This is a genomic window from Bacillus multifaciens, from assembly GCF_030756675.1.
Lineage (GTDB): Bacteria > Bacillota > Bacilli > Bacillales > Bacillaceae_G > Bacillus_A > Bacillus_A multifaciens.
In genome coordinates this window covers 215,162-234,975 of sequence record NZ_JAVBXD010000001.1, presented here as the reverse complement: position 1 = coordinate 234,975, position 19,814 = coordinate 215,162, and the positions used below count along the sequence as shown (strand labels likewise).

Below are 19,814 nucleotides of genomic sequence, written 5' to 3'. Positions count from 1 at the left end.
TCGCATGTGGCATGAAAAGGCTCTGACCGCTTCTACGAATGGCCAGATGCTCTCGCCCGCCTAAAAAAGAAAGGAATTTTATGTTGGTTTTTAAATTTGTATTTATATAAGTTTCTAGTCTAACCATTTTTAAGAAATAACAGCTTCTTCTACATACGTAAGTGCATGCTCAAAGTCCGCAATTAAATCGTCTACGTTTTCTAATCCAACCGATAAGCGTAGCAGTGCATTTGAAATTCCTCGTTTTTCACGTTCTTCTTGTGACATGGCAGCGTGTGACATTTTTGCTGGATACGAAAGGATCGATTCAACAGCCCCTAAACTAACTGCAAATACAGGAAGTTGAATATGTGCTAGAAATTGTCGCAGCGCATGTTCAGATTCTAGTGTAAAGGAAAGGACCGCTCCTGCTGATTTTGCTTGATTGTGCTGCGTTTCATATCCGGGATCGGATGGTAATCCGGGATAATAGATATCTTTAACTTTTGGATGTTGCTGTAAATAACAGGCGATTTTTTCAGCGTTTCGTGAAGAATACTCTAAGCGAACGTGCAATGTTTTTAAACCGCGAAGGACGAGGGAGCAATCTTGCGGCCCTAATATAGCTCCAAAAGAATTTTGTAAAAATCCTACTTTTTTTGCGAGTTCTTCATCTTTTACGATTGCTAATCCTGCAGTAACATCGCTATGACCTGCAAGGAATTTTGTTGCGCTATGGAGAACGATATCAGCCCCAAGTTCTAATGGTTTTTGATAAAGGGGTGTTAAAAATGTATTATCAACAAAAGTGAGCGCGCCAATAGATTTTGCAAGTTCACAAATGGCTCTAATATTTGTTACTTTTAATAATGGATTAGATGGTGTTTCAACGTAAAAAACTTTTGTATTGGGACGAATGTTTTGTTTTACCTCTTCTAAATTTGTCATGTCAACAAATGTGTGTGAAACGCCGTAACGAGAAAGAACTTCCGTTATCATTCGGTATGTACCCCCGTACACGTCTTCAGAAATAAGGACATGATCTCCTTGCGATAAAAGAAGAAAAGCTGTTGAAATAGCTGCCATGCCAGATGAGAAGGCAAATCCTTTGCTTCCGCCTTCTAGTAAAGCAATTAATTCTTCGAGAGCTTCGCGTGTTGGATTTCCAGAACGACTATAATCATATTTTCCAAATGTGTCTACATCAAATTGATGAAATGTAGATGTATTATAAACAGGAACATTTACAGCACCTGTATGTTTGTCATGCTTAAAACAATTATGAAGTAAAAGTGTATCTAGGGAATAACTCATATTCTCACTCCTTCTTTTACTTGTTTTAAAGTTTGCTGTAAGTCTTGAATTAAATCATCTTGGCTTTCAATTCCTACGGAGAAGCGGAGCAGACGATTACAAACGCCTCGAGCTGTGCGGATATTTTTTGGTATATCGGCATGTGTTTGTGTTGCGGGGTATGTAATGAAGCTTTCTACACCGCCAAGGCTTTCTGCAAACGTAATAAGAGAAAGTGATTGTAAGAAAGGATCAATCCACGCTTCTTCTCGTAGTTTAAAAGAGATCATACCGCCTTTTCCTGGATAATACACATCGGTTATCGCTTCTTCTTCTTGTAAATAGGCAACAATTGCTTTTGCATTCTCTTCATGCTGCCTCATGCGCAGTGCTAATGTTTTCATGCCGCGTATTAAAAGCCAGGAATCAAATGGGCTTAACACAGCTCCAGATGCGTTGTGATAGTGAGCGAGTTCTTCGCATAATTTTGCCCCTTTTGCAACAACAAGTCCGCTTAATACATCATTATGACCACCTAAATACTTTGTAGCGCTATGCAGGACAATATCAGCTCCTATTGTTAATGGCTGCTGTAAATAGGGTGTGTAAAATGTGTTATCAACAATAAGGAGCAAGTCGTGCCGCTTTGCAACGGCAGCAACTGCGGCAATATCCGTTATTTGCATGAGTGGATTTGTTGGTGTTTCTATGAAAATAGCTTTTGTATTTGGTGAAATTGCTTTTTTAATTTCTTCTATATGCTGCGTATCTACATATCTACATCGAATATCCCATTTTTGCTCGTGCTCTGTAAATAAACGATATGTTCCGCCGTATAAATCTTCAGATACAATAAGTTCGTCACCAGAGCGGAATAAGGAAAGGACAAGAAGAACAGCAGCCATTCCTGAGCTACAGGCATAGCCTTGTTCACCTTGTTCTAAGTCAGCGATTGCACGCTCTAATAAAAGGCGTGTTGGGTTTCCAGTTCGGGAATAATCAAACCCAGTTGACTTTCCAATTCCTTCGTGGCGATAAGCTGTGGAGAAGTAAACGGGTGGATTGACTGCTCCAGTTGTTGTTTCACTGCGATTTCCAATTTGGGCAAGCTTTGTTTCCAATGTAGACATAATAGAATTCCTCCTTAGTGCAAAATAAAAAAGCCTTCTAAGAAGAAGGCTTATATACGGCAAATATAGTCTTCTTCTTATCTATCAAATCATTTCTCAATTTGCTGGAATTAGCACCTTATTAACAATAAAAAGCTTATTAATGGTTGCTGAGGCGTCATTGGGCCAGTCCCTCGACCTCTCTCGATAAGAATTCGAAATATGAAGTTTTTAATTATGTTTTTTACTTTACAATAAATTTAGAAAGAAACGCAACTATTTTTTGAATAATTTTATTTTTCTTTCTTTTTGTTGACTTTCGTACTTTAACATGCTAAATTAGTGAAAAAATTAACAAAGATTGTTAATAAGTGAATGGATGATGTTCGCTTTTTGAAAACATAATTGAATGAAACTCTTATCAAGAGTGGTGGAGGGAAAGGCCCTGTGAAACCCAGCAACCTTCAAACAACATGTTTGAAACGGTGCTAAGACCTGCGGAACAAAGTGTTCTGAATGATAAGAGGAGGATACAAAGCTGTCCCCCTCTTCATTAAGAAGAGGGGGTTTTTATATAAATACAAATATCTAGGGGCGAGAGCATCTGGCTATATATAGAAGCGGTCAGGGCCTTTTCCTGCCACGTACAAGGTTAAAAACAAAAGAAGAAAGCGAGTGTAGGTTTTGCATAGCAGTGACTTATATGTCGAAAAACCATAATAGATTTATATATTGACAGAAGAGAGGGAGACATATGAAACTACTAGATTTATTGCAAAGAGGAATTGTGATTGGGGACGGGGCGATGGGAACATTGCTGTATTCGCATGGTTTACAAAGCTGTTTTGAAGAATTGAATGTATCTGAACCGGAGCGGATTATTTCGATTCATAAGCAATATGTTGCAGCAGGGGCAGATGTTATTCAAACAAATACATATGGAGCAAACGAAGGGAAACTTCGCATGTACGGTCTTGAGGATCGCGTAAAGAAAATTAACCGGGCCGCTGTAAGACATGCAAAAGAAGCTGTGACAGAAAAGAATGCAATCGTTGGGACCATCGGTGGAATGAAACATATTGGAGCAGTTACAACTACAGATATGGAGCGCGAATTTATGCTCTTAGAGCAAGCAGACGCCCTGCTAGAAGAAAGTGTGGATGGGCTATTATTAGAAACGTTTTACGATGAGTTTGAATTACTTCATGCAGTGAAAGTATTACGTAAACAAACAAATGTCCCTCTGATTGCGCAGCTTGCCCTTCACGAAGCTGGTACAACTCAAAATGGAAATAGTGTGGATGATGTATTGAAGCAGCTTATAGAGTACGGTGCAAATGTGGTCGGATTAAATTGCCAGTTAGGACCGCTTCATATGATTGAATCTTTTAAAATGATAGAAATTCCTAAATATGGTTACTTATCTGCGTATCCAAATGCTGGTCTTCCTAAATATGTAGAAGGTCGCTACGTATACGAAGGAAGCCCGGCTTATTTTGAAGAGATGGCGCCGGCATTTATTAAGCAAGGTGTTAGGCTTCTAGGAGGCTGTTGTGGTACAACTCCTGCCCATATCGAAGCGATGAAGCGAGCGCTTGAAAATGAGCGCCCTGTTACAGCCAAAGAAGTTGTAAAGCGAGCGGAAGTAATAACAATGCAGCGTGTAAATGTAGTGGATCGAATTACATTAGCAGAAAAAGCGAAAAAGGAAACGACGGTGATTGTTGAGCTAGATCCGCCCAAAACGTTGGATACACAGAGATTTTTTGAAGGAGCAAAGGCATTGAAGCGTGCCGGAGCAGATGCGATTACGTTAGCAGATAATTCTTTAGCATCGCCTCGCGTATCAAATATGGCAATGGGAGCGTTATTAACAAAGCATGATATCCCTATATTAACCCATTTAACGTGTCGTGATCATAATGTGATTGGGCTGCAGTCTCATTTACTTGGATTAGCAGCGCTCGGTATGGAGGAAGTATTGGCATTAACCGGAGATCCTGCACGGGTTGGTGATTTTCCAGGTGCAACATCTGTATATGACCTTTCTTCTATAGAACTCATTAAAATGATTAAGGAAATGAACAATGGCCGTTCTATTTTAGGAAAAACAATTGGAGCAGCTACCCATTTTTCAATTGGCGGGGCTTTTAATCCGAATGTCAGACATATTGAGGCAGCTGTAAAACGTATGGAGAAGAAAATTGCAGCTGGTGCGGAGTATTTTTTAACGCAGCCCATTTATGATGCGGCAGTTATTCGAAACGTATATGAAGCAACGAAGCATATTGAACAGCCAATTTTTATTGGGATTATGCCGCTTGTAAGTAAACGAAATGCAGATTTTTTACATTTTGAAGTGCCAGGCATTACTCTTCCAGAAGAAGTGAGAAGGCGTATGGACGGACATAGAACATCAGAAGAAGCAGTGACAGAAGGTATTCATATATGTAAAGAATTAATTGATGTAGCGATGGAAGTATTTAATGGTATTTATTTAATTACACCGTTTTTAAAATATGAAGTGACAGAAGCGCTCGTTCAGTATATTCAGGCAAAGAAAGAGCAGAAAGAAGGAATGAATGTATGAGACAAATCGAGGAAAGATTGCAGCAAGAAATTTTAATATTAGATGGTGCAATGGGAACGATGATTCAACAAGAAGACCTTTCAGCTGCAGATTTTGGCGGAGAAGAATATGAGGGCTGTAATGAATATTTAGTAAAAACACGGCCGAACGTTATTTTACATATTCATAAAGCGTATATTGAAGCAGGAGCAGATATTATTGAAACAAATACATTTGGTGCAACAAACATTGTACTCAGTGATTATAATCTTTCACACTTAGATGAGGAGTTGAATGAAAGAGCGGCCAGGTTAGCGAAACAAGCTGTCAAAGAAAGCGGTAAAGAGGTATATGTAGCCGGTGCAATGGGCCCAACGACAAAAGCGATTAGTGTCACGGGTGGCGTTACTTTTGAAGAGCTTATTGAAGCATATACAAGACAAACACGTGGTTTACTGCGCGGCGGTGTAGATTTGTTACTTGTAGAGACAAGTCAGGACATGCGCAATGTAAAAGCAGCTTGTTTAGGAATTGAAAAGGCATTTATTGAGGCGGAGAAAAAAGTTCCGCTTATGATTTCAGGAACAATTGAACCGATGGGAACGACGTTAGCTGGGCAAACAATTGAAGCATTCTATTTATCGGTAGAGCACATGAATCCATTATCGGTTGGATTAAACTGTGCAACAGGACCAGAGTTTATGAGAGAACATATTCGTTCACTTGCAGAGTTATCTGAGTGTTACATCTCTTGTTATCCAAATGCTGGACTTCCAGATGAAGACGGTCATTATCATGAATCCCCGCAGTCACTTGCTCGTAAAGTGAAACAGTTTGCAGAAGAAGGCTGGGTGAATATTGTTGGTGGGTGCTGCGGAACAACGCCAGCACACATTCGTGCGATGAAAGAGGCGCTGCTATCATTTGATCCTCGTGTGAAACGAGAAAGAAAAGGTCATGGGATTAGCGGACTTGAAGCGTTGCAATATGAAGATTCCATGCGCCCGTTATTCGTTGGAGAGCGTACGAATGTAATTGGTTCACGTAAATTTAAACGTCTTGTTGCAGAAGGGAATTTTGAAGAAGCAGCGGAAGTAGCAAGGGCACAAGTAAAGAAAAATGCCCATATTATTGATATTTGTATGGCAGACCCAGACCGGGATGAAATAGAAGATATGGAAAATTTCTTGCAAGCTGTGACAAAAGTATTAAAGGTACCAATTATGATTGATTCAACAGATGAGCAAGTGATAAATCGAGCTCTTACTTATTTGCAAGGAAAAGGGGTGATTAACTCTATTAACTTAGAAAATGGAGAAGAGCGTTTTGAAAAGGTGATTCCCCTTATTAAACAGTACGGATCGGCTATTGTTGTGGGAACAATTGATGAAATTGGTATGGCGGTAACGGCTGAGCGGAAGCTTGAAATTGCCAAAAGAAGTTATGAACTCTTAACAACAAAATATGGAGTACGCCCGTCAGATATTATTTTTGATGCACTTGTCTTTCCAGTTGGAACAGGTGATGAAGAATATATCGGTTCAGCTGCAGCAACAATTGAAGGCATTCGGCTCATAAAAGAAGCAATGCCGGAATGTTTAACAATATTAGGTGTAAGTAATATTTCATTTGGTTTGCCGCCAGCAGGGCGCGAAGTATTAAATTCGGTCTTTTTATATCATGCAACAAAGGCTGGTTTAGATTATGCCATTGTGAATACCGAAAAGCTAGAGCGGTATGCTTCTATTTCTGAAGAGGAAAAGGCGTTGGCGAATGCTCTTTTGTTTGAGACGACGAAAGAAACATTAGAGGAATTTACAAATTTTTATCGAAACGTGAAGAAAAAAGAAGTCGTGGCAGCTGAAACGTTAACGCTTGAAGAGCGATTATCTCACTATATTGTAGAAGGGACAAAACAAGGGTTACATGATGACTTGCGAATCGCGCTAGATGAAGGAAGAAAGCCGCTTGACATTATTAACGGGCCGCTTATGGCCGGCATGGATGAAGTGGGACGTTTATTTAATAATAATGAGCTTATTGTGGCGGAAGTACTGCAGAGTGCGGAAAGTATGAAAGCGGCTGTTGCGTATTTAGAGCCGTATATGGAGACAAGTGATAGTGCGAAGAAAGGGAAAGTATTACTTGCGACAGTAAAAGGTGATGTGCATGACATCGGTAAAAATTTAGTAGAAATTATTTTATCGAATAATGGATATGACATTGTAAACCTCGGTATTAATGTGCGATCTGATCGTATTATTCAAGAAGTGAAAGAACAGAAACCAGATATTATTGGTTTATCAGGATTACTCGTTAAATCTGCGCAGCAAATGGTAACAACAGCAGAAGACTTAAAAGCGGCTAATATTGACGTTCCGATTGTTGTTGGAGGTGCCGCGCTGACGCGGAAATTCACAGAAACGAGGATTTCTCCTTCTTATCAAGGGCTTGTTCTATATGCAAGCGATGCGATGACAGGATTAGATCTTATCAATCGTTTGCAACAAGAAGAGGAACGAGAAAAGATGCGTGAGGAAAAAGCGAAGCGTCACTTACATGTTGTTGTAAAAGAAGAGAAAAAGGTAGTAGAGGTACCGATTCAAATTGAAAAATTGCCACCAGCACCAGTAATGGTACCGCATTCTACAAAACGTATTGTTCTACGTGATATTTCAGTAGCACATCTTGCTCCGTTTTTAAATCGACAAATGTTACTTGGACATCACTTAGGTTTAAAAGGAAATGTAAAAAAGTTGCTGCAAGAAGGAGATAGAAGAGCTCATGAACTGAATGACTTAGTCGATGAATTGCTTCGCGGGGAAGAATCGTGGTTACGTCCGAGCGCTGTATATCAATTCTTTCCTGCACAAAGTGAAAATCAAGATGTTTTAATTTATGATCCAGAAGATCAGGGTCGTGTATTAGAACGCTTTACATTCCCAAGACAAGGAAAAGCACCGCATCGCACGCTTGGTGATTATTTGCGCCCAGTTGGAGATGAAATGGATTATGTTGCTTTTCTAGCTGTAACGGTTGGGAAAGGTGTCCGTGCCGTAGCAGAAAAGTGGAAAGAACAAGGCGATTACTTGCGTAGCCATGCGATTCAATCACTTGCGCTGGAACTTGCAGAAGGATTAGCTGAAAAAACACATATGCTCATCCGTGATCGCTGGGGATTTCCAGATTCACCAAATATGACGATGGAAGAGCGGTTCCGCACAAAATATCAAGGAATTCGCGTTTCTTTTGGTTATCCTGCGTGTCCAGAGCTTGCTGATCAAGAAAAGTTATTCCGGTTGCTTCGCTCTGAAGAAATTGGAATTTCCTTAACGGAAGGGTTTATGATGGAACCAGAGGCTTCTGTATCGGCTATGGTGTTTGCTCATCCAGAAGCACGTTATTTCAGTGTGTTATAATTAAAAGTAAAACTTTTACTAAAAGGAGACATAGACATACTGTGAAGACGATTATATTTACAGGCGGAGGTTCTGCTGGTCACGTTACGCCGAACTTAGCACTTATACCACATTTTCAAAAGAGCGGTTGGAAGGTGTGTTATATTGGTTCACATAATGGAATCGAAAAGACGATTATTGAAAAAGAAGGGATTTCTTATTATGGAATAGCGAGCGGAAAGCTTCGCCGTTATTTTGATTTAAAAAATATAAAAGACCCCTTTCTTGTTATGAAAGGGGTTATGGATGCGTATTTCCTTATTCGAAAGTTAAAACCGGATGTTATTTTTTCAAAAGGCGGCTTTGTGTCTGTACCAGTTGTAATTGGAGCGTGGCTAAACCGTGTTCCTGTTTTTTTACACGAGTCTGATATGACGCCTGGACTTGCAAATAAAGTTGCTCTTCGCTTTGCTTCGAAAATATTTGTTACGTTTGAAGAAGCGAAAAAACATTTACCGAAAGAAAAAACAGTATTTACTGGTTCACCTGTGCGAGAAGAGGTATTGCAGGGAAGTCGAAACAAAGGACTGCAATTTTTACGATTCACTGCATCAAAACCAGTTATTACGGTTATGGGAGGCAGCTTAGGAGCACGACGCATTAATGAAGCAGTACGCGGTGCGTTACCGAACCTCCTGCAAAACTATCAAATTGTTCATTTGTGCGGGAAAGGCAATATTGACGAAAAACTTGAGAATACACCGGGATACAAGCAATTTGAATATGTTCACGATGAACTTCCTGATATATTAGCGGCAACGGATATTGTCATTTCTCGTGCAGGATCCAATGCTATTTTTGAGTTTCTAACATTACAAAAGCCAATGTTATTAATTCCTCTTCCAAAATCTTCGAGCCGAGGAGATCAAATTTTAAATGCGCAGTCTTTTGAAAAACAAGGATATGGACGTGTGTTATTTGAAGAAGACATAACAGAAACGTTGCTAATTGAACATGTAGAAGAACTGTATAAAAATCGTTTGCAGTATAAAAGATCGATGCAGCAATATAACGGACAAGAAGCTTTGCAAACGATTATTGATTATGTAACGAAAGCATGATTTCATAGAAATCATGCTTTTGGAGCTGTTTGGAAAGCTGTTAACACCTTTTTTGCTTAATCTAATTCGCCTATAAACCATATTTCTTTGTCATTGTAATCAGGGTGAGTAAAAATTTCTGTATATCCTTTTACTTGTAATTCTTTAGGTATATGTAAGCCGAATTCTTTTTCGATATCGCGTTCTTGTGGTAATGAAATCCACTGTGGTCCATCCATGTATCTACGTAGAAAGCCTTCAAAAAATCGTTCTATCCCTTGTTTGCTAAATACAATTAAGATATGAGAAGTGTGTAAGTTAGGAAAAGAGACACCAAAATAAATACGATATTCTTTTTCAGTCACAGTTTTTAGATGGATTAAATGTTCTACTCGATTGATTGCTGTCTGTAAATAAAATCGTTTAATTGAGTTTGAATTACATTTTGCATGCATATAAGAAGGATTGAAGGGAAGATGAATAGACCAGCAACCTAAAGCAGAATGGTCGTTAGCATTTGGTAAAGAGCTTGTATGTATAGTCGTATACTTAAGGAAATTTCGGAATGCGCGCCTTAGACCACGGGTTTTCTTTTTTGAGTCATTGTTCCAAATCGATTGTTTCAAAGTAACACCTCGTAAACAATATTTTCTAGTTAAGCTGAAAATTCGAGTGGGAATGCTATTTGTTACTATAATAGCAGAAATTGGAGAATATCAGGAAAAATTTTCTTAAAAAATGAATAAACTAATAGTATGATGTAGTTAATTGGAAATTAGACCAATTATAGGTGCGTTACTATTTTAGCAGCATGATTAGAGGGGGGAGAGAATGAAACAGGATTTAAACAAAAAAATAGAAGCTCTAGAAACGGCAATTGATACAATGCAGGAGACGCTCTATGAGTTAAGAGCACAGCAAAGAGCAATGGACGAAGAAAGAGTTCAACAAGTAAAGGCACCAATTGAGAAGAAACAAGAAATTAGTATCCCTGTGCAAAATGTACGACAGGAAGAAAGAGTCATTAGCAAAGAAAGTGTGAAGGAACCGGAGATAAAGCAGGTAGATATATCTGCATTTAAGCCTGAACCATTTGACATTATAAAATTTTGTCAAACATGGCTACCACGTATTTTCGTTGCCATTATGCTGCTTGGGGTAATTTGGCTATTTAAAGCGGGAGTAGATGCAGGATTACTTACTCCAGCAATTCGTATTGTATTTGGCGTAGCATTATCAGTTGTTTTGTATTATGTAGGTGATATACAAATAAAAAAAGAACGTCAAGCGTTAGGTTTAGTATTAGCTGGAGGAAGTATTACAGGTATTGTTTTAACGACATTCGCTGCGCACTATTTGTATCATTTCTTTCCGGCAAGCATTGCATTTATATTCAACATTATTTGGATTATCCTCGGTATCTATTTAGCTAAGCGATATCAATCAGAGTATCTCGCTATATTTGTATCTGTAGGAGCCTTTTTTGTACCGTTCTTATTAAATAGTACGACACCTAATTCTTACATCTTCTTTGGATATGAAACAGTGTTAACGATTAGTTTATTATGGTATGCGTATAAAAATCGCTATCAATATTTATATATGGTATCTTACTCTGTTTCTGTACTTGTAACGTTTGTCTTTTTTGTAATTATGACCGTGTTACTAGGGAATTTACAGGTACAATTAACAATCATTTATGGATTAATTCATATTCTGCTTTTCTTGCATATGTTTATTGATCGAAGTTTTATTTATCAACCTAGAATGGCTTTGTTTAGTGCCAATGCAATCTTCTTTATTATGGCAATTGCGAAAATCCCGGATTTTACAACATGGGGATTGTTAATGAGTACAATAGTACACACTGTAATGTTTGTAACTGACTATATGAAAAATAAAAAATCGTCATTTACAGATCTTTTATTTGGTTTTGCGATGGGGTCGTTTAGTTTAGCGATTTTATATGAATTTAGTTTAGTAAATGGAGCAATTGTATTGATGTTACAAGGTTTTTTAGGTATTGTTACTTCTGCGAAATTAAAACAAGAAATCAAGTTTTATATCAGTGCGGTTATTTATGTAATCGGTATGTTGCAAACGCTTGTTAGTCCATTTGAGACATTCATGTCAGCAGCTTTTGTAGCCCATCTCATTTTAGTTGGAACATTTTATTATGGAATGATGAAAGTGAAACCAATGTTGCAACATTTTGGGAAATATGTGTATTCGATTACGTTATATGGCTTTATGATGCTTGTATTTATTACGATTACTAGAATAGGAGAGGTTCTTTCAACAGACGGAAGTATTATCAGTGTATTTGTCTCTCTTCTATGGATGATATATGCTTTAGTTTCAGTTTGGTTTGGACGTAATAGAGGAATGAATGAAATATTATACGCTGGATTAGTTGTGTTAGTTGTGACAGTTATTAAGTTATTCTTCTTAGATTTACCAGAAGTATCAATGATGATTCGTGCAGTATTATTCTTACTTATTGGTGGGCTAGGGATTGTTATTTCTAGAATGTTTTTCTCGAAAGAAAAAGGTGAGTAGTAAAAAAAGCAATCCATTTAGGATTGCTTTTTAAGATAGAGATAAAAGCACACTTTATGTTACAATAGCATAGATTTGACAGGGGAATTCTAATTGTTGATGCGTGTAAATATGGATGAGATTAGGAGTGACTACATTGGGGCTAAGTCTCTATGAAAATATTGCTCTAGTTGTTTGTTTAATATTGTATATTGGTAGTATTATAGTTTATATGGGACGGAACTTTTCACAAGAACGCAAATTAGAACAATCAGAAATTACAGCTGAATTAGATATGTTAAATGATAAGATGAATAAAAAAGCAAAAAAAGAGTCGTAAATGTCTTTTTTTAAAAAATTTTCCTGCCTATTTTTATATATGAAAGAGAGAGGTAGTATGAAATTTTACATCGCTTCAACATTTACAAATAAACAAATTGTCCGCCTTGTAGCAGATAAACTGAAGCAAGCAGGGTGGATTCATACATATGATTGGACAAAAAATGAAAAAGCAACAAATAGATTAGAATTACAAAGTATTGGACAAGCAGAAAAACAAGCTGTACGAGACGCAGACGTTTTTCTGCTTTTATTAAATGGAGGAAAAGGAAGTCATACCGAATTCGGTATGGCGCTTGCTTGGGAAAAGAAAATATTTGTATATAGAGGAAACAGTCCTTTGGATACAACGTTTTACCATTTACCGGAAGTGCATATAGTTGAAGGAAGTATAGAAGAATGTATAGAAGAAGTGTTAGGTGTTTCACAAGTTTGATTTTAGTTGCCACAAAATATATATTTAAAAATAAAGGATGTATAAAAGGAGCTATAAAACATGCATTTAGAACAAGGATGGAAAACGAATTTCTTAACAGTTGTACAGCAAAGTGAATATAAGAAAGGTGCAACTTTAGCACAATTACTATTTGAAGATGGGGAAGAAGTAGAAGAACTTGTTGATGATTATGGATATGAAGAGATTATTAATCGTGAACATGATGAGGAATTAGAAGAGATTTTAGGTGAAGACTTATTTTATGAACTTGAGCGTAACGTCTTTCTATCATCGCAGTCAAAAGAGAAGTTCATCTCTTTTATAAATGGACTAGGATTTCAGTTATTAGACTACATTGTGTTATTAGAATCAGAATTTCGTGTAGATAGTGCGATGTTTTTATCTGATACAATCAAGAAAATGGAGAAACGTTTTCCAAAATTCCCTTATGTAGAAGGTAGCCAAACAATTTTTGAGATGACATTAGAAGAAGCGATTGAGTTAATAGAAAATGTGTCGGGTCTTCAGATTAAAGACAATATGAATGTATAAAAAGAACGTGCTTGGCACGTTCTTTTTTATAGAATAATTGTATGTTTTGCGTTTGTATATTGCTTTTCAATGATTGCATTTAATCGCTCAACCTTTCGGATGCAAGATTGTATATGCTTCTCGACTTCTTGCAATTCTGTAAGGTGATGCGTTTCAATAGGATGAATTTGTAAGCTGAATTTTTCAAATTGAGCACTATATGTGATTTCTGCATAACCACTCATAATATCTGCCCTGTTTTGAAACAGATATTGTTTTGTTTTTTCGCAATATGTTACATTTTGAAATCCATATGATTGTAAAGTTTCGATGATTTTTGTAATTGTTACTGTATTCATTGTTTTTCCTCTTTAAGAAATTCGACTTAATCTCGCTATTTGCGGGCATTAAGCTCTCCACATTAAGACTGTGAGAAAGCCAAAATGATTGTTAAGAATAAATGCTGGTAAAAAACGATGCATGAAATTGATCATTAATGGAGCAGCCTTTTGATGACAAATTGACTGTATTAGTATAACATGAGCCTATTCAAGAAAGCGCTATCAATTTATTTTGAACATGAATTTTTATGTGTATTTTATAAAATTAAAATAAATGAAAAATAATTGTAATAAAGTAAAAAAATAGAGGACTCTTTCGTTGTTTCATCATATACATAGATAAGTAGAGCAAATGAAAGAGGTGAAGATGTTGAACTTTGATATTACAGGACAAAAAGCATATGTAAAAGATGGACCGTATCGAAATCAAATAGGGACCATAAAACGAAATAGCACGGAGAACGGTGCAAAATATGTGATTGTAATTGACGGCATGGATATTGATATTGAATTAAAAGATATTGTTTTAATTGATGTAGATGTTCGGCAATTTCATGATTGGTGTGAAGAGCAAGGTTATTTGTGAAATAAAAGATGTGGATGGTATTGAACACGCTTAAAATAGCGTGTTTTTTATTTATGCTGTAAGTATTATGATCTTTGATAAAAAATCTGAATTAATATCAGAATTAATTGACTATTAAGGTGTGGTGTAATAAATTATATGGTATAAAATGGTTATAGGTGTTGGGAGTAGTAAATTTATTTAAGATATCGCAGTTTAATATGCCTTATTAATAGGGAATCGTTTATGAAAAATCTTTAAATTGATATTACTACTGCTTTCTGCATTGCTTTCTCAACTTTGTTTTACTTTATTTCATTTTCCAAGTTGGATTACAATTCAAAAGACCCCAATGATGTTGATTATTGTGACATTTTTAAATGTATTGATGTGTGGTATCCTTTATCTTTTTGCATATATTAGAACAAGGAATTTATATGTGCCGATATTTATACATTTGTTATTCAACTTCCATACTCCTTTATTTCTCCCTCCACCAAGTATGTCTTTAGAATTATCTAGTTTAGTTCAGTTTTATAGTGTATTAATTTTGATATTTTGGCCGAAATTATTTAAACAAGAGAAAGTTGATTTTGAATCAGAAGAATTATTGGTTTTGGATAAAAAGAACATAAAATCTTTTTAATAAGTTGATGTAGTGAGGCTAGAACATATAATTTTCATTTTACCTACCATCTAAAAATTAGATGGTTTCTGTCATTATAAGAAAAACAAGAAAAACACCCTGGCAATCCAGGGTGTTTTCTTATAATGCAACTTCTTCAGTTTTATCGACTGCTTCATTGTACGTATTTACATCTAACTCTCCAAGCCATTTGCTAGAAATAAGACCAGCTGTCATAGAGCCGCTCACGTTTAAAGCTGTGCGTCCCATATCAATTAATGGTTCAACAGAGATTAATAGAGCGACAATTTCAATCGGCAAGTTCAGAGTAGAAAGTACGATAAGTGCTGCAAATGTCGCTCCGCCTCCGACACCAGCAACGCCGAATGAACTAATTGCAACAACAGCGATTAACGTTAAGATAAATTGCGGCTGCAGCGGGTCGATGCCAACAGTTGGCGCAACCATCATGGCAAGCATAGCAGGATAAATACCTGCGCATCCGTTTTGACCAATTGATACACCAAAGGAAGCAGCGAAGTTTGCAATTCCTTCTGAAACACCGAGCTTTTCTTTTTGCGCTTCAATATTTAACGGCATCGTACCTGCACTTGAACGTGATGTAAACGCAAATGTTAAAACGGGGAATGCTTTTTTCAAATATTGCACTGGGTTTAAACCAGAAAGAGCGATCAGTAATAAGTGAATAATAAACATAACAATAAGTGCTACATAAGATGCCAATACAAAATTACCAAGTTTTAAAATAGCTTGCACGTCACTTCCTGAAACGGTTTTTGCCATAAGAGCAAGTACGCCGTATGGAGTAAGACGTAAAATTAATGTGACCATACGCATGACGACAGCATATACGGCATCTAGCATATTCTTAAATTGTTCTGCTTGTTCTGGATATTTCTTTTTCACTCCTAAGAAGGCAATCCCAATTAATGCGGCAAAAATAACAACAGAAATGGTTGATGTTGGACGAGCACCTGTTAAATCTAGAAATGGATTTACAGGAAGTAGTTCCAATAATTTTTGCGGAATCGGTGTTTGCTCAATAGAAGTAAATTTTTCTTGTACTAATTTTAAGCGAGCTGTTTCTGCGCTGCCTTGCTGTAAGCCCGTTGCTTGTAAGTCAAAACCAGCACTTGCAGCAATTCCGACTGCAGCGGCAATTCCAGTTGTAAGAAGTAAAATGCCAATAATAAGACCGCTAATTTTCCCGAGATTATTAGTTAGTTTTAATTTTGTAAACGCTGAAATAATTGAAACTAAAATAAGCGGCATAACGATCATTTGTAATAACTTAACATAACCACTTCCAATTAAGTTAAACCAATTATTAGATTGGATGATGACCTCGGAAGTTGGTTTATAAAAAAGTTGTAAAATAAGTCCAAATATAATTCCGAGTCCGAGTGCGGTAAATACACGTTTATTAAAAGAAAGGTGTTTCCGTTGCATATAATACAATACACCGAGTAATAGGAGCATAATGATGACGTTTATGCTAACTAACAATGTACTCATACTGTTTTCCCCCTTCAAATCTGTTACAAATAAATATATTCCAATAAAACCTATAAGTCAACTATGAAATGGGGAGGGTATAAAAAAAGATGGCATATATGCCATCTTAATGTCCAATTCCTGGTGTAAGAAGGAATGTCGTATAGTATGTAAACCCAATGAAGAAGACTGTTAAATATGCGCCAAATACATAAATGTACATACGCTCTGTTAATTTTAAATAACTTAAAAGTACAAAAAATCCTGTTTGTCCTAAAAATAATAGTGCTGTCCCATACATATCCCCTAAATAAAACATTACGGAAAAAATACCAGTCCAAAAGCCGAGAACGCGAAACATGCGCTCCATCCCATTCCCCTCCCTTTGTATGAACTCAATACTCTCCTTAATTATAATGCACTTTTCTAACTATTGTAAACATTTACAAAATAATAAGAAGCCAGTATAATCTGGCTTCTTATTTTACACATGAAGATGATAATTACAAGACTTACAACCTGTTTCGAACATATTATCATTATGTGTTAATTCCATGTTCGGAAATAGAACTTCAAAGATCCCTTTCATCATATCGACATGCATGTTACAAACTTCTTTTGGATGATGAATGGCAACTTCTTTAAATGGGCAATTGTATACGTCATAGAAAATTTTTGATCCATCGGTGCTTAGTTCAAATTCTGGAGATAAGCCCGCTGTTGTTAAAGCCTCTTTGGCAATTTGTACTTTTTGTTCAACCGTTAATTCATTTTCATTAATGTTTAAGCGATTTAGCTGTTGTTCCATTAATTCTTTACCAAACTTTTTACCCGTTTCATAAAGTGCTTTCTCACCAACTTCACCTAAGCTAAGTAATGTATTGCAAGCAATTTGTGCTAACAATTGATAATCGCGAAACGGAAATTGCAGTTGAATGACATCATCTGATAAGACATATAACCGGCTAGGTCTGCCGCCTTTACCTGTTTTTTTTGTTTCCGATTTTAACATATTTACATCTTCTAGCTTTGAAAGATGTAAACGCGCAACATTCGGATGAATATCAAATTCGTCAGCAATTTCTTGTACGGTTACCTCAGCGTGTTTTTGAGAAATATATTTATAAATATAATAGCGTGTTGGATCAGAAAGTACGTTTGTAATTTTTAAAGCTTGTTCCATGAGAATCGCCACCTTTATCGGTTTATCTGAGATAACAATATTATAATATAGATAACGTTGTATAACATGTTTTTGGGCAATGATTCATTAATTGTTCATAAATTCACAAACTTTCTTGGTATAAAAAATCAGAAAATATCTCCATGAAAATAGAAAATTTGCCATTTTTCTTTTCATGATGGTCATGATATATAAAGAGTGAGGAGGCGATAACAGTGAATGCTGTCGAACAATTTGCCGACACAATTATGAAAGAAGCATGTAGGTTGCGGGCATCAGATCTTCATATTGTGCCGCGTCATGAAGATGCTGTTGTACAATTGCGTATTGGAAAAGATTTAGTAACAAAGCATCATACTTCAAAAGAATTTTGTGACCGACTTGTATCACACTTTAAGTTTTTAGCAGCTATGGATATTGGTGAAAGGAGAAAGCCGCAAAATGGTGCATTGCAGATGAAAGTTGATGATGAGGAGGTATATTTACGCCTTTCTACTTTGCCAACTGTGCATCATGAAAGTCTCGTAATTCGGTTGCACTTACAAACTGCGGTACCGAACCTCTCTCATCTTTCATTATTCCCAAATTCCGCAAAAATACTTCTCTCTTTTTTACATCATTCGCACGGGTTAATTATTTTCACAGGACCGACAGGATCGGGGAAAACGACAACGATGTACGCTCTTTTAGAAGTAGCAAAGAAGGAACAGACTCGCCGCATTGTGACACTAGAAGATCCAGTGGAAAAGAAAAAAGATGGACTATTACAAATTCAAATTAATGAAAAAGCGGGTATTACGTATGCAACTGGATTAAAAGCGATTTTACGCCATGACCCAGATATTATTTTAGTAGGAGAAATCCGAGATGAAGAAACAGCAAAGGTGGCGGTTCGAGCAAGTTTGACGGGACATTTAGTTATGACAACATTGCATACGAATGATGCAAAGAGTGCAGTGCTACGTTTAATGGATTATGGTATTTCACTCTTAGAAATTGAACAATCTCTACTAGCAGTAGCAGCGCAGCGACTCGTGGAATTAAAATGTCCATTTTGCAAAGGGAAATGTTCGCCGTTATGTAAAAAAATGCGTCACGTACGCCGAGCGAGCATTTATGAACTATTGTACGGTGATGAATTGAAAGAAGTCATCTATGAAGCAAATGGAAAACAAGCAACGTACCAATATACAACGATCCAAGATGAATTAAGAAAAGGGTATGCACTAGGATTTATTGAAGAAGATGTTTATGTTTAAGAAAGAAAAGTGGCGGTTACATGAACAAGCATTGCTGCTGCGAAGGCTTGGCGAACTTTTAGAGAAAGGATACTCTTTATTACATGCATTAGAGTTTTTACATTTTCACTTAACCCCGCGTAAGCAAATACAGCTTCAAGATGCTGCTGAAGAATTTAAAAAGGGAAGCAGCTTACATGATGTATTTTATAAACTTGCATTTCATCCCGATATTTTAAGTTATTTATTTTATGCAGAGCAGCATGGTGACATTGCCTTTGCCTTGCAGCAAGGGAGCTCACTCCTTGGCAGAAAAGATAAACATCAAAAAAATATGATGAAAGTGCTGCGCTATCCATTTGTTCTTTCTTTGTTTTTATTAGGTATTCTCCTTGTATTTAACCTAGTTCTTCTTCCACAGTTCTCTACTTTATACCGTTCACTCCGCGGATCATCTACTTCATTTACAGACAGTATTTTAACAGTTATTCAAGCACTTCCGTATGTTATGGGAGGCGTTGTTGTTGCAATTGGCACTGCAGTACTCATCTATATGCTGTATGTAAAAAGGTTGCATCCGGTTACGAGAATGGATATTTGTATGAGAGTGCCTCTTATAAAAATGTTTTTTAAATTAACGAACTCACACTATTTTGCAATTCAATTAAGCGGCCTTTTACAAGGTGGGTTATCTATATTAGAAGCGCTAACGTTAATGAAGGAGCAAAAGCATCATTTGTTTTTTCAATGTGAAGCTCTCAAAATACAGGAGTTATTAACGGTAGGTGAACATCTAGATTCTATTATGATGAATCGTTCGTATTATGAACAGGAGCTCGCTTACATTATTAAACATGGACAAGCAAATGGAAATTTAGCAACTGAGCTTGCCGACTATAGTGAAATGACAGTAGAAAAAATCGAAGAGAAAATTAATCGTATTTTATTTGTTATACAGCCCCTTTTGTTTGCATGTATCGGAATGGTTGTTGTGCTTATGTATTTAGCGATGATTATGCCAATGTTTCAAATGATGGATTCTATTTAGGAGGCGA

At 36.6% G+C, this 19,814-nt stretch carries 18 protein-coding genes and 2 riboswitches; of the genes, 11 read left to right on the top strand and 7 right to left on the bottom strand.

Annotated features, from left to right (window positions below; genetic code table 11):
- Nucleotides 1-129: 129 nt before the first annotated feature.
- Entirely contained in the window at nt 130-1,293 is a 1,164-nt protein-coding gene (gene metC, locus Q9306_RS01345) for a cystathionine beta-lyase (RefSeq protein WP_306194481.1), read from the bottom strand.
- Nucleotides 1,290-2,402 (bottom strand): methionine biosynthesis PLP-dependent protein, encoded by a 1,113-nt coding sequence (locus Q9306_RS01340; RefSeq protein WP_306194479.1) that lies wholly within the window; start codon nt 2,400-2,402, stop codon nt 1,290-1,292. The genes metC and Q9306_RS01340 overlap by 4 nt, the downstream gene beginning before the upstream one ends.
- Nucleotides 2,403-2,476: 74 nt before the next feature.
- A riboswitch (SAM riboswitch) is annotated at nt 2,477-2,595 on the bottom strand.
- 201 nt (nt 2,596-2,796) lie between these two features.
- Nucleotides 2,797-2,907, top strand: a riboswitch (SAM riboswitch).
- 228 nt (nt 2,908-3,135) lie between these two features.
- Here Q9306_RS01340 and Q9306_RS01335 point away from each other — a divergent pair.
- From Q9306_RS01335 to murG, 3 genes are read left to right on the top strand one after another with little or no spacing between them, the layout of a single operon-like run.
- Nucleotides 3,136-4,971: a bifunctional homocysteine S-methyltransferase/methylenetetrahydrofolate reductase gene (locus Q9306_RS01335; protein WP_306194477.1), complete on the top strand. Its 1,836-nt coding sequence runs from the start codon at nt 3,136-3,138 to the stop codon at nt 4,969-4,971.
- Nucleotides 4,968-8,369 carry a methionine synthase gene (gene metH / locus Q9306_RS01330; protein WP_306194475.1) on the top strand — a complete coding sequence of 1,134 codons (3,402 nt, stop codon included), beginning with the start codon at nt 4,968-4,970 and terminating at the stop codon, nt 8,367-8,369. Before Q9306_RS01335 ends, metH begins: the two co-directional genes overlap by 4 nt.
- Before the next feature lie 41 nt (nt 8,370-8,410).
- The gene (gene murG / locus Q9306_RS01325) at nt 8,411-9,469 is read left to right on the top strand and encodes an undecaprenyldiphospho-muramoylpentapeptide beta-N-acetylglucosaminyltransferase (protein WP_306194473.1); all 1,059 of its coding nucleotides are present in this window, start codon (nt 8,411-8,413) and stop codon (nt 9,467-9,469) included.
- A 56-nt stretch (nt 9,470-9,525) separates the two neighbouring features.
- Here the strand turns inward: murG and Q9306_RS01320 are convergent, their stop codons facing one another.
- The gene (locus Q9306_RS01320; protein ID WP_306194471.1) at nt 9,526-10,074 is read right to left on the bottom strand and encodes a DUF3916 domain-containing protein; all 549 of its coding nucleotides are present in this window, start codon (nt 10,072-10,074) and stop codon (nt 9,526-9,528) included.
- Between the two features lie 205 nt (nt 10,075-10,279).
- On the opposite strand from Q9306_RS01320, the gene Q9306_RS01315 reads away from it, so the two are divergent.
- The 4 genes from Q9306_RS01315 to Q9306_RS01300 all read left to right on the top strand — a co-directional run bounded on the left by Q9306_RS01315 (nt 10,280) and on the right by Q9306_RS01300 (nt 13,313).
- Nucleotides 10,280-12,007 carry a DUF2339 domain-containing protein gene (locus Q9306_RS01315; RefSeq protein ID WP_306194470.1) on the top strand — a complete coding sequence of 576 codons (1,728 nt, stop codon included), beginning with the start codon at nt 10,280-10,282 and terminating at the stop codon, nt 12,005-12,007.
- Nucleotides 12,008-12,122: 115 nt separating this feature from the next.
- Nucleotides 12,123-12,326 carry a DUF3966 domain-containing protein gene (locus Q9306_RS01310; protein ID WP_306194468.1) on the top strand — a complete coding sequence of 68 codons (204 nt, stop codon included), beginning with the start codon at nt 12,123-12,125 and terminating at the stop codon, nt 12,324-12,326.
- A 57-nt stretch (nt 12,327-12,383) separates the two neighbouring features.
- Complete coding sequence (locus Q9306_RS01305) at nt 12,384-12,761, top strand: nucleoside 2-deoxyribosyltransferase (RefSeq protein ID WP_306194465.1); 378 nt, start codon at nt 12,384-12,386, stop codon at nt 12,759-12,761.
- Nucleotides 12,762-12,821: 60 nt separating this feature from the next.
- Nucleotides 12,822-13,313: a hypothetical protein gene (locus tag Q9306_RS01300; RefSeq protein ID WP_306194463.1), complete on the top strand. Its 492-nt coding sequence runs from the start codon at nt 12,822-12,824 to the stop codon at nt 13,311-13,313.
- Nucleotides 13,314-13,339: 26 nt separating this feature from the next.
- On the opposite strand, the gene Q9306_RS01295 is transcribed toward Q9306_RS01300, so the two are convergent.
- Entirely contained in the window at nt 13,340-13,651 is a 312-nt protein-coding gene (locus tag Q9306_RS01295) for a hypothetical protein (protein WP_306194461.1), read from the bottom strand.
- Between the two features lie 352 nt (nt 13,652-14,003).
- Here Q9306_RS01295 and Q9306_RS01290 point away from each other — a divergent pair, with 352 nt between their 5' ends.
- Together Q9306_RS01290 and Q9306_RS24545 are read left to right on the top strand one after the other, a co-directional pair.
- Nucleotides 14,004-14,219, top strand: coding sequence for a DUF3912 family protein (locus Q9306_RS01290; RefSeq protein ID WP_306194639.1), 216 nt, complete (start codon nt 14,004-14,006; stop codon nt 14,217-14,219).
- A gap of 241 nt (nt 14,220-14,460) precedes the next feature.
- Nucleotides 14,461-14,844: a CPBP family glutamic-type intramembrane protease gene (locus Q9306_RS24545; protein WP_371932288.1), complete on the top strand. Its 384-nt coding sequence runs from the start codon at nt 14,461-14,463 to the stop codon at nt 14,842-14,844.
- A gap of 120 nt (nt 14,845-14,964) precedes the next feature.
- Here the strand turns inward: Q9306_RS24545 and Q9306_RS01285 are convergent, their stop codons facing one another.
- The 3 genes from Q9306_RS01285 to Q9306_RS01275 form a co-directional block, all read right to left on the bottom strand.
- The gene (locus Q9306_RS01285; protein WP_306194459.1) at nt 14,965-16,359 is read right to left on the bottom strand and encodes an L-cystine transporter; all 1,395 of its coding nucleotides are present in this window, start codon (nt 16,357-16,359) and stop codon (nt 14,965-14,967) included.
- A 106-nt stretch (nt 16,360-16,465) separates the two neighbouring features.
- Nucleotides 16,466-16,708 carry a DUF2626 domain-containing protein gene (locus Q9306_RS01280; RefSeq protein WP_230574913.1) on the bottom strand — a complete coding sequence of 81 codons (243 nt, stop codon included), beginning with the start codon at nt 16,706-16,708 and terminating at the stop codon, nt 16,466-16,468.
- Nucleotides 16,709-16,822: 114 nt separating this feature from the next.
- Nucleotides 16,823-17,521, bottom strand: coding sequence for a helix-turn-helix transcriptional regulator (locus tag Q9306_RS01275; RefSeq protein ID WP_306194454.1), 699 nt, complete (start codon nt 17,519-17,521; stop codon nt 16,823-16,825).
- Nucleotides 17,522-17,736: 215 nt separating this feature from the next.
- On the opposite strand from Q9306_RS01275, the gene comGA reads away from it, so the two are divergent.
- Both comGA and comGB read left to right on the top strand, forming a co-directional pair.
- Nucleotides 17,737-18,780, top strand: coding sequence for a competence type IV pilus ATPase ComGA (gene comGA, locus Q9306_RS01270; protein WP_306194452.1), 1,044 nt, complete (start codon nt 17,737-17,739; stop codon nt 18,778-18,780).
- Nucleotides 18,767-19,807: a competence type IV pilus assembly protein ComGB gene (comGB, locus tag Q9306_RS01265; RefSeq protein ID WP_306194450.1), complete on the top strand. Its 1,041-nt coding sequence runs from the start codon at nt 18,767-18,769 to the stop codon at nt 19,805-19,807. Before comGA ends, comGB begins: the two co-directional genes overlap by 14 nt.
- Nucleotides 19,808-19,814: the final 7 nt, after the last annotated feature.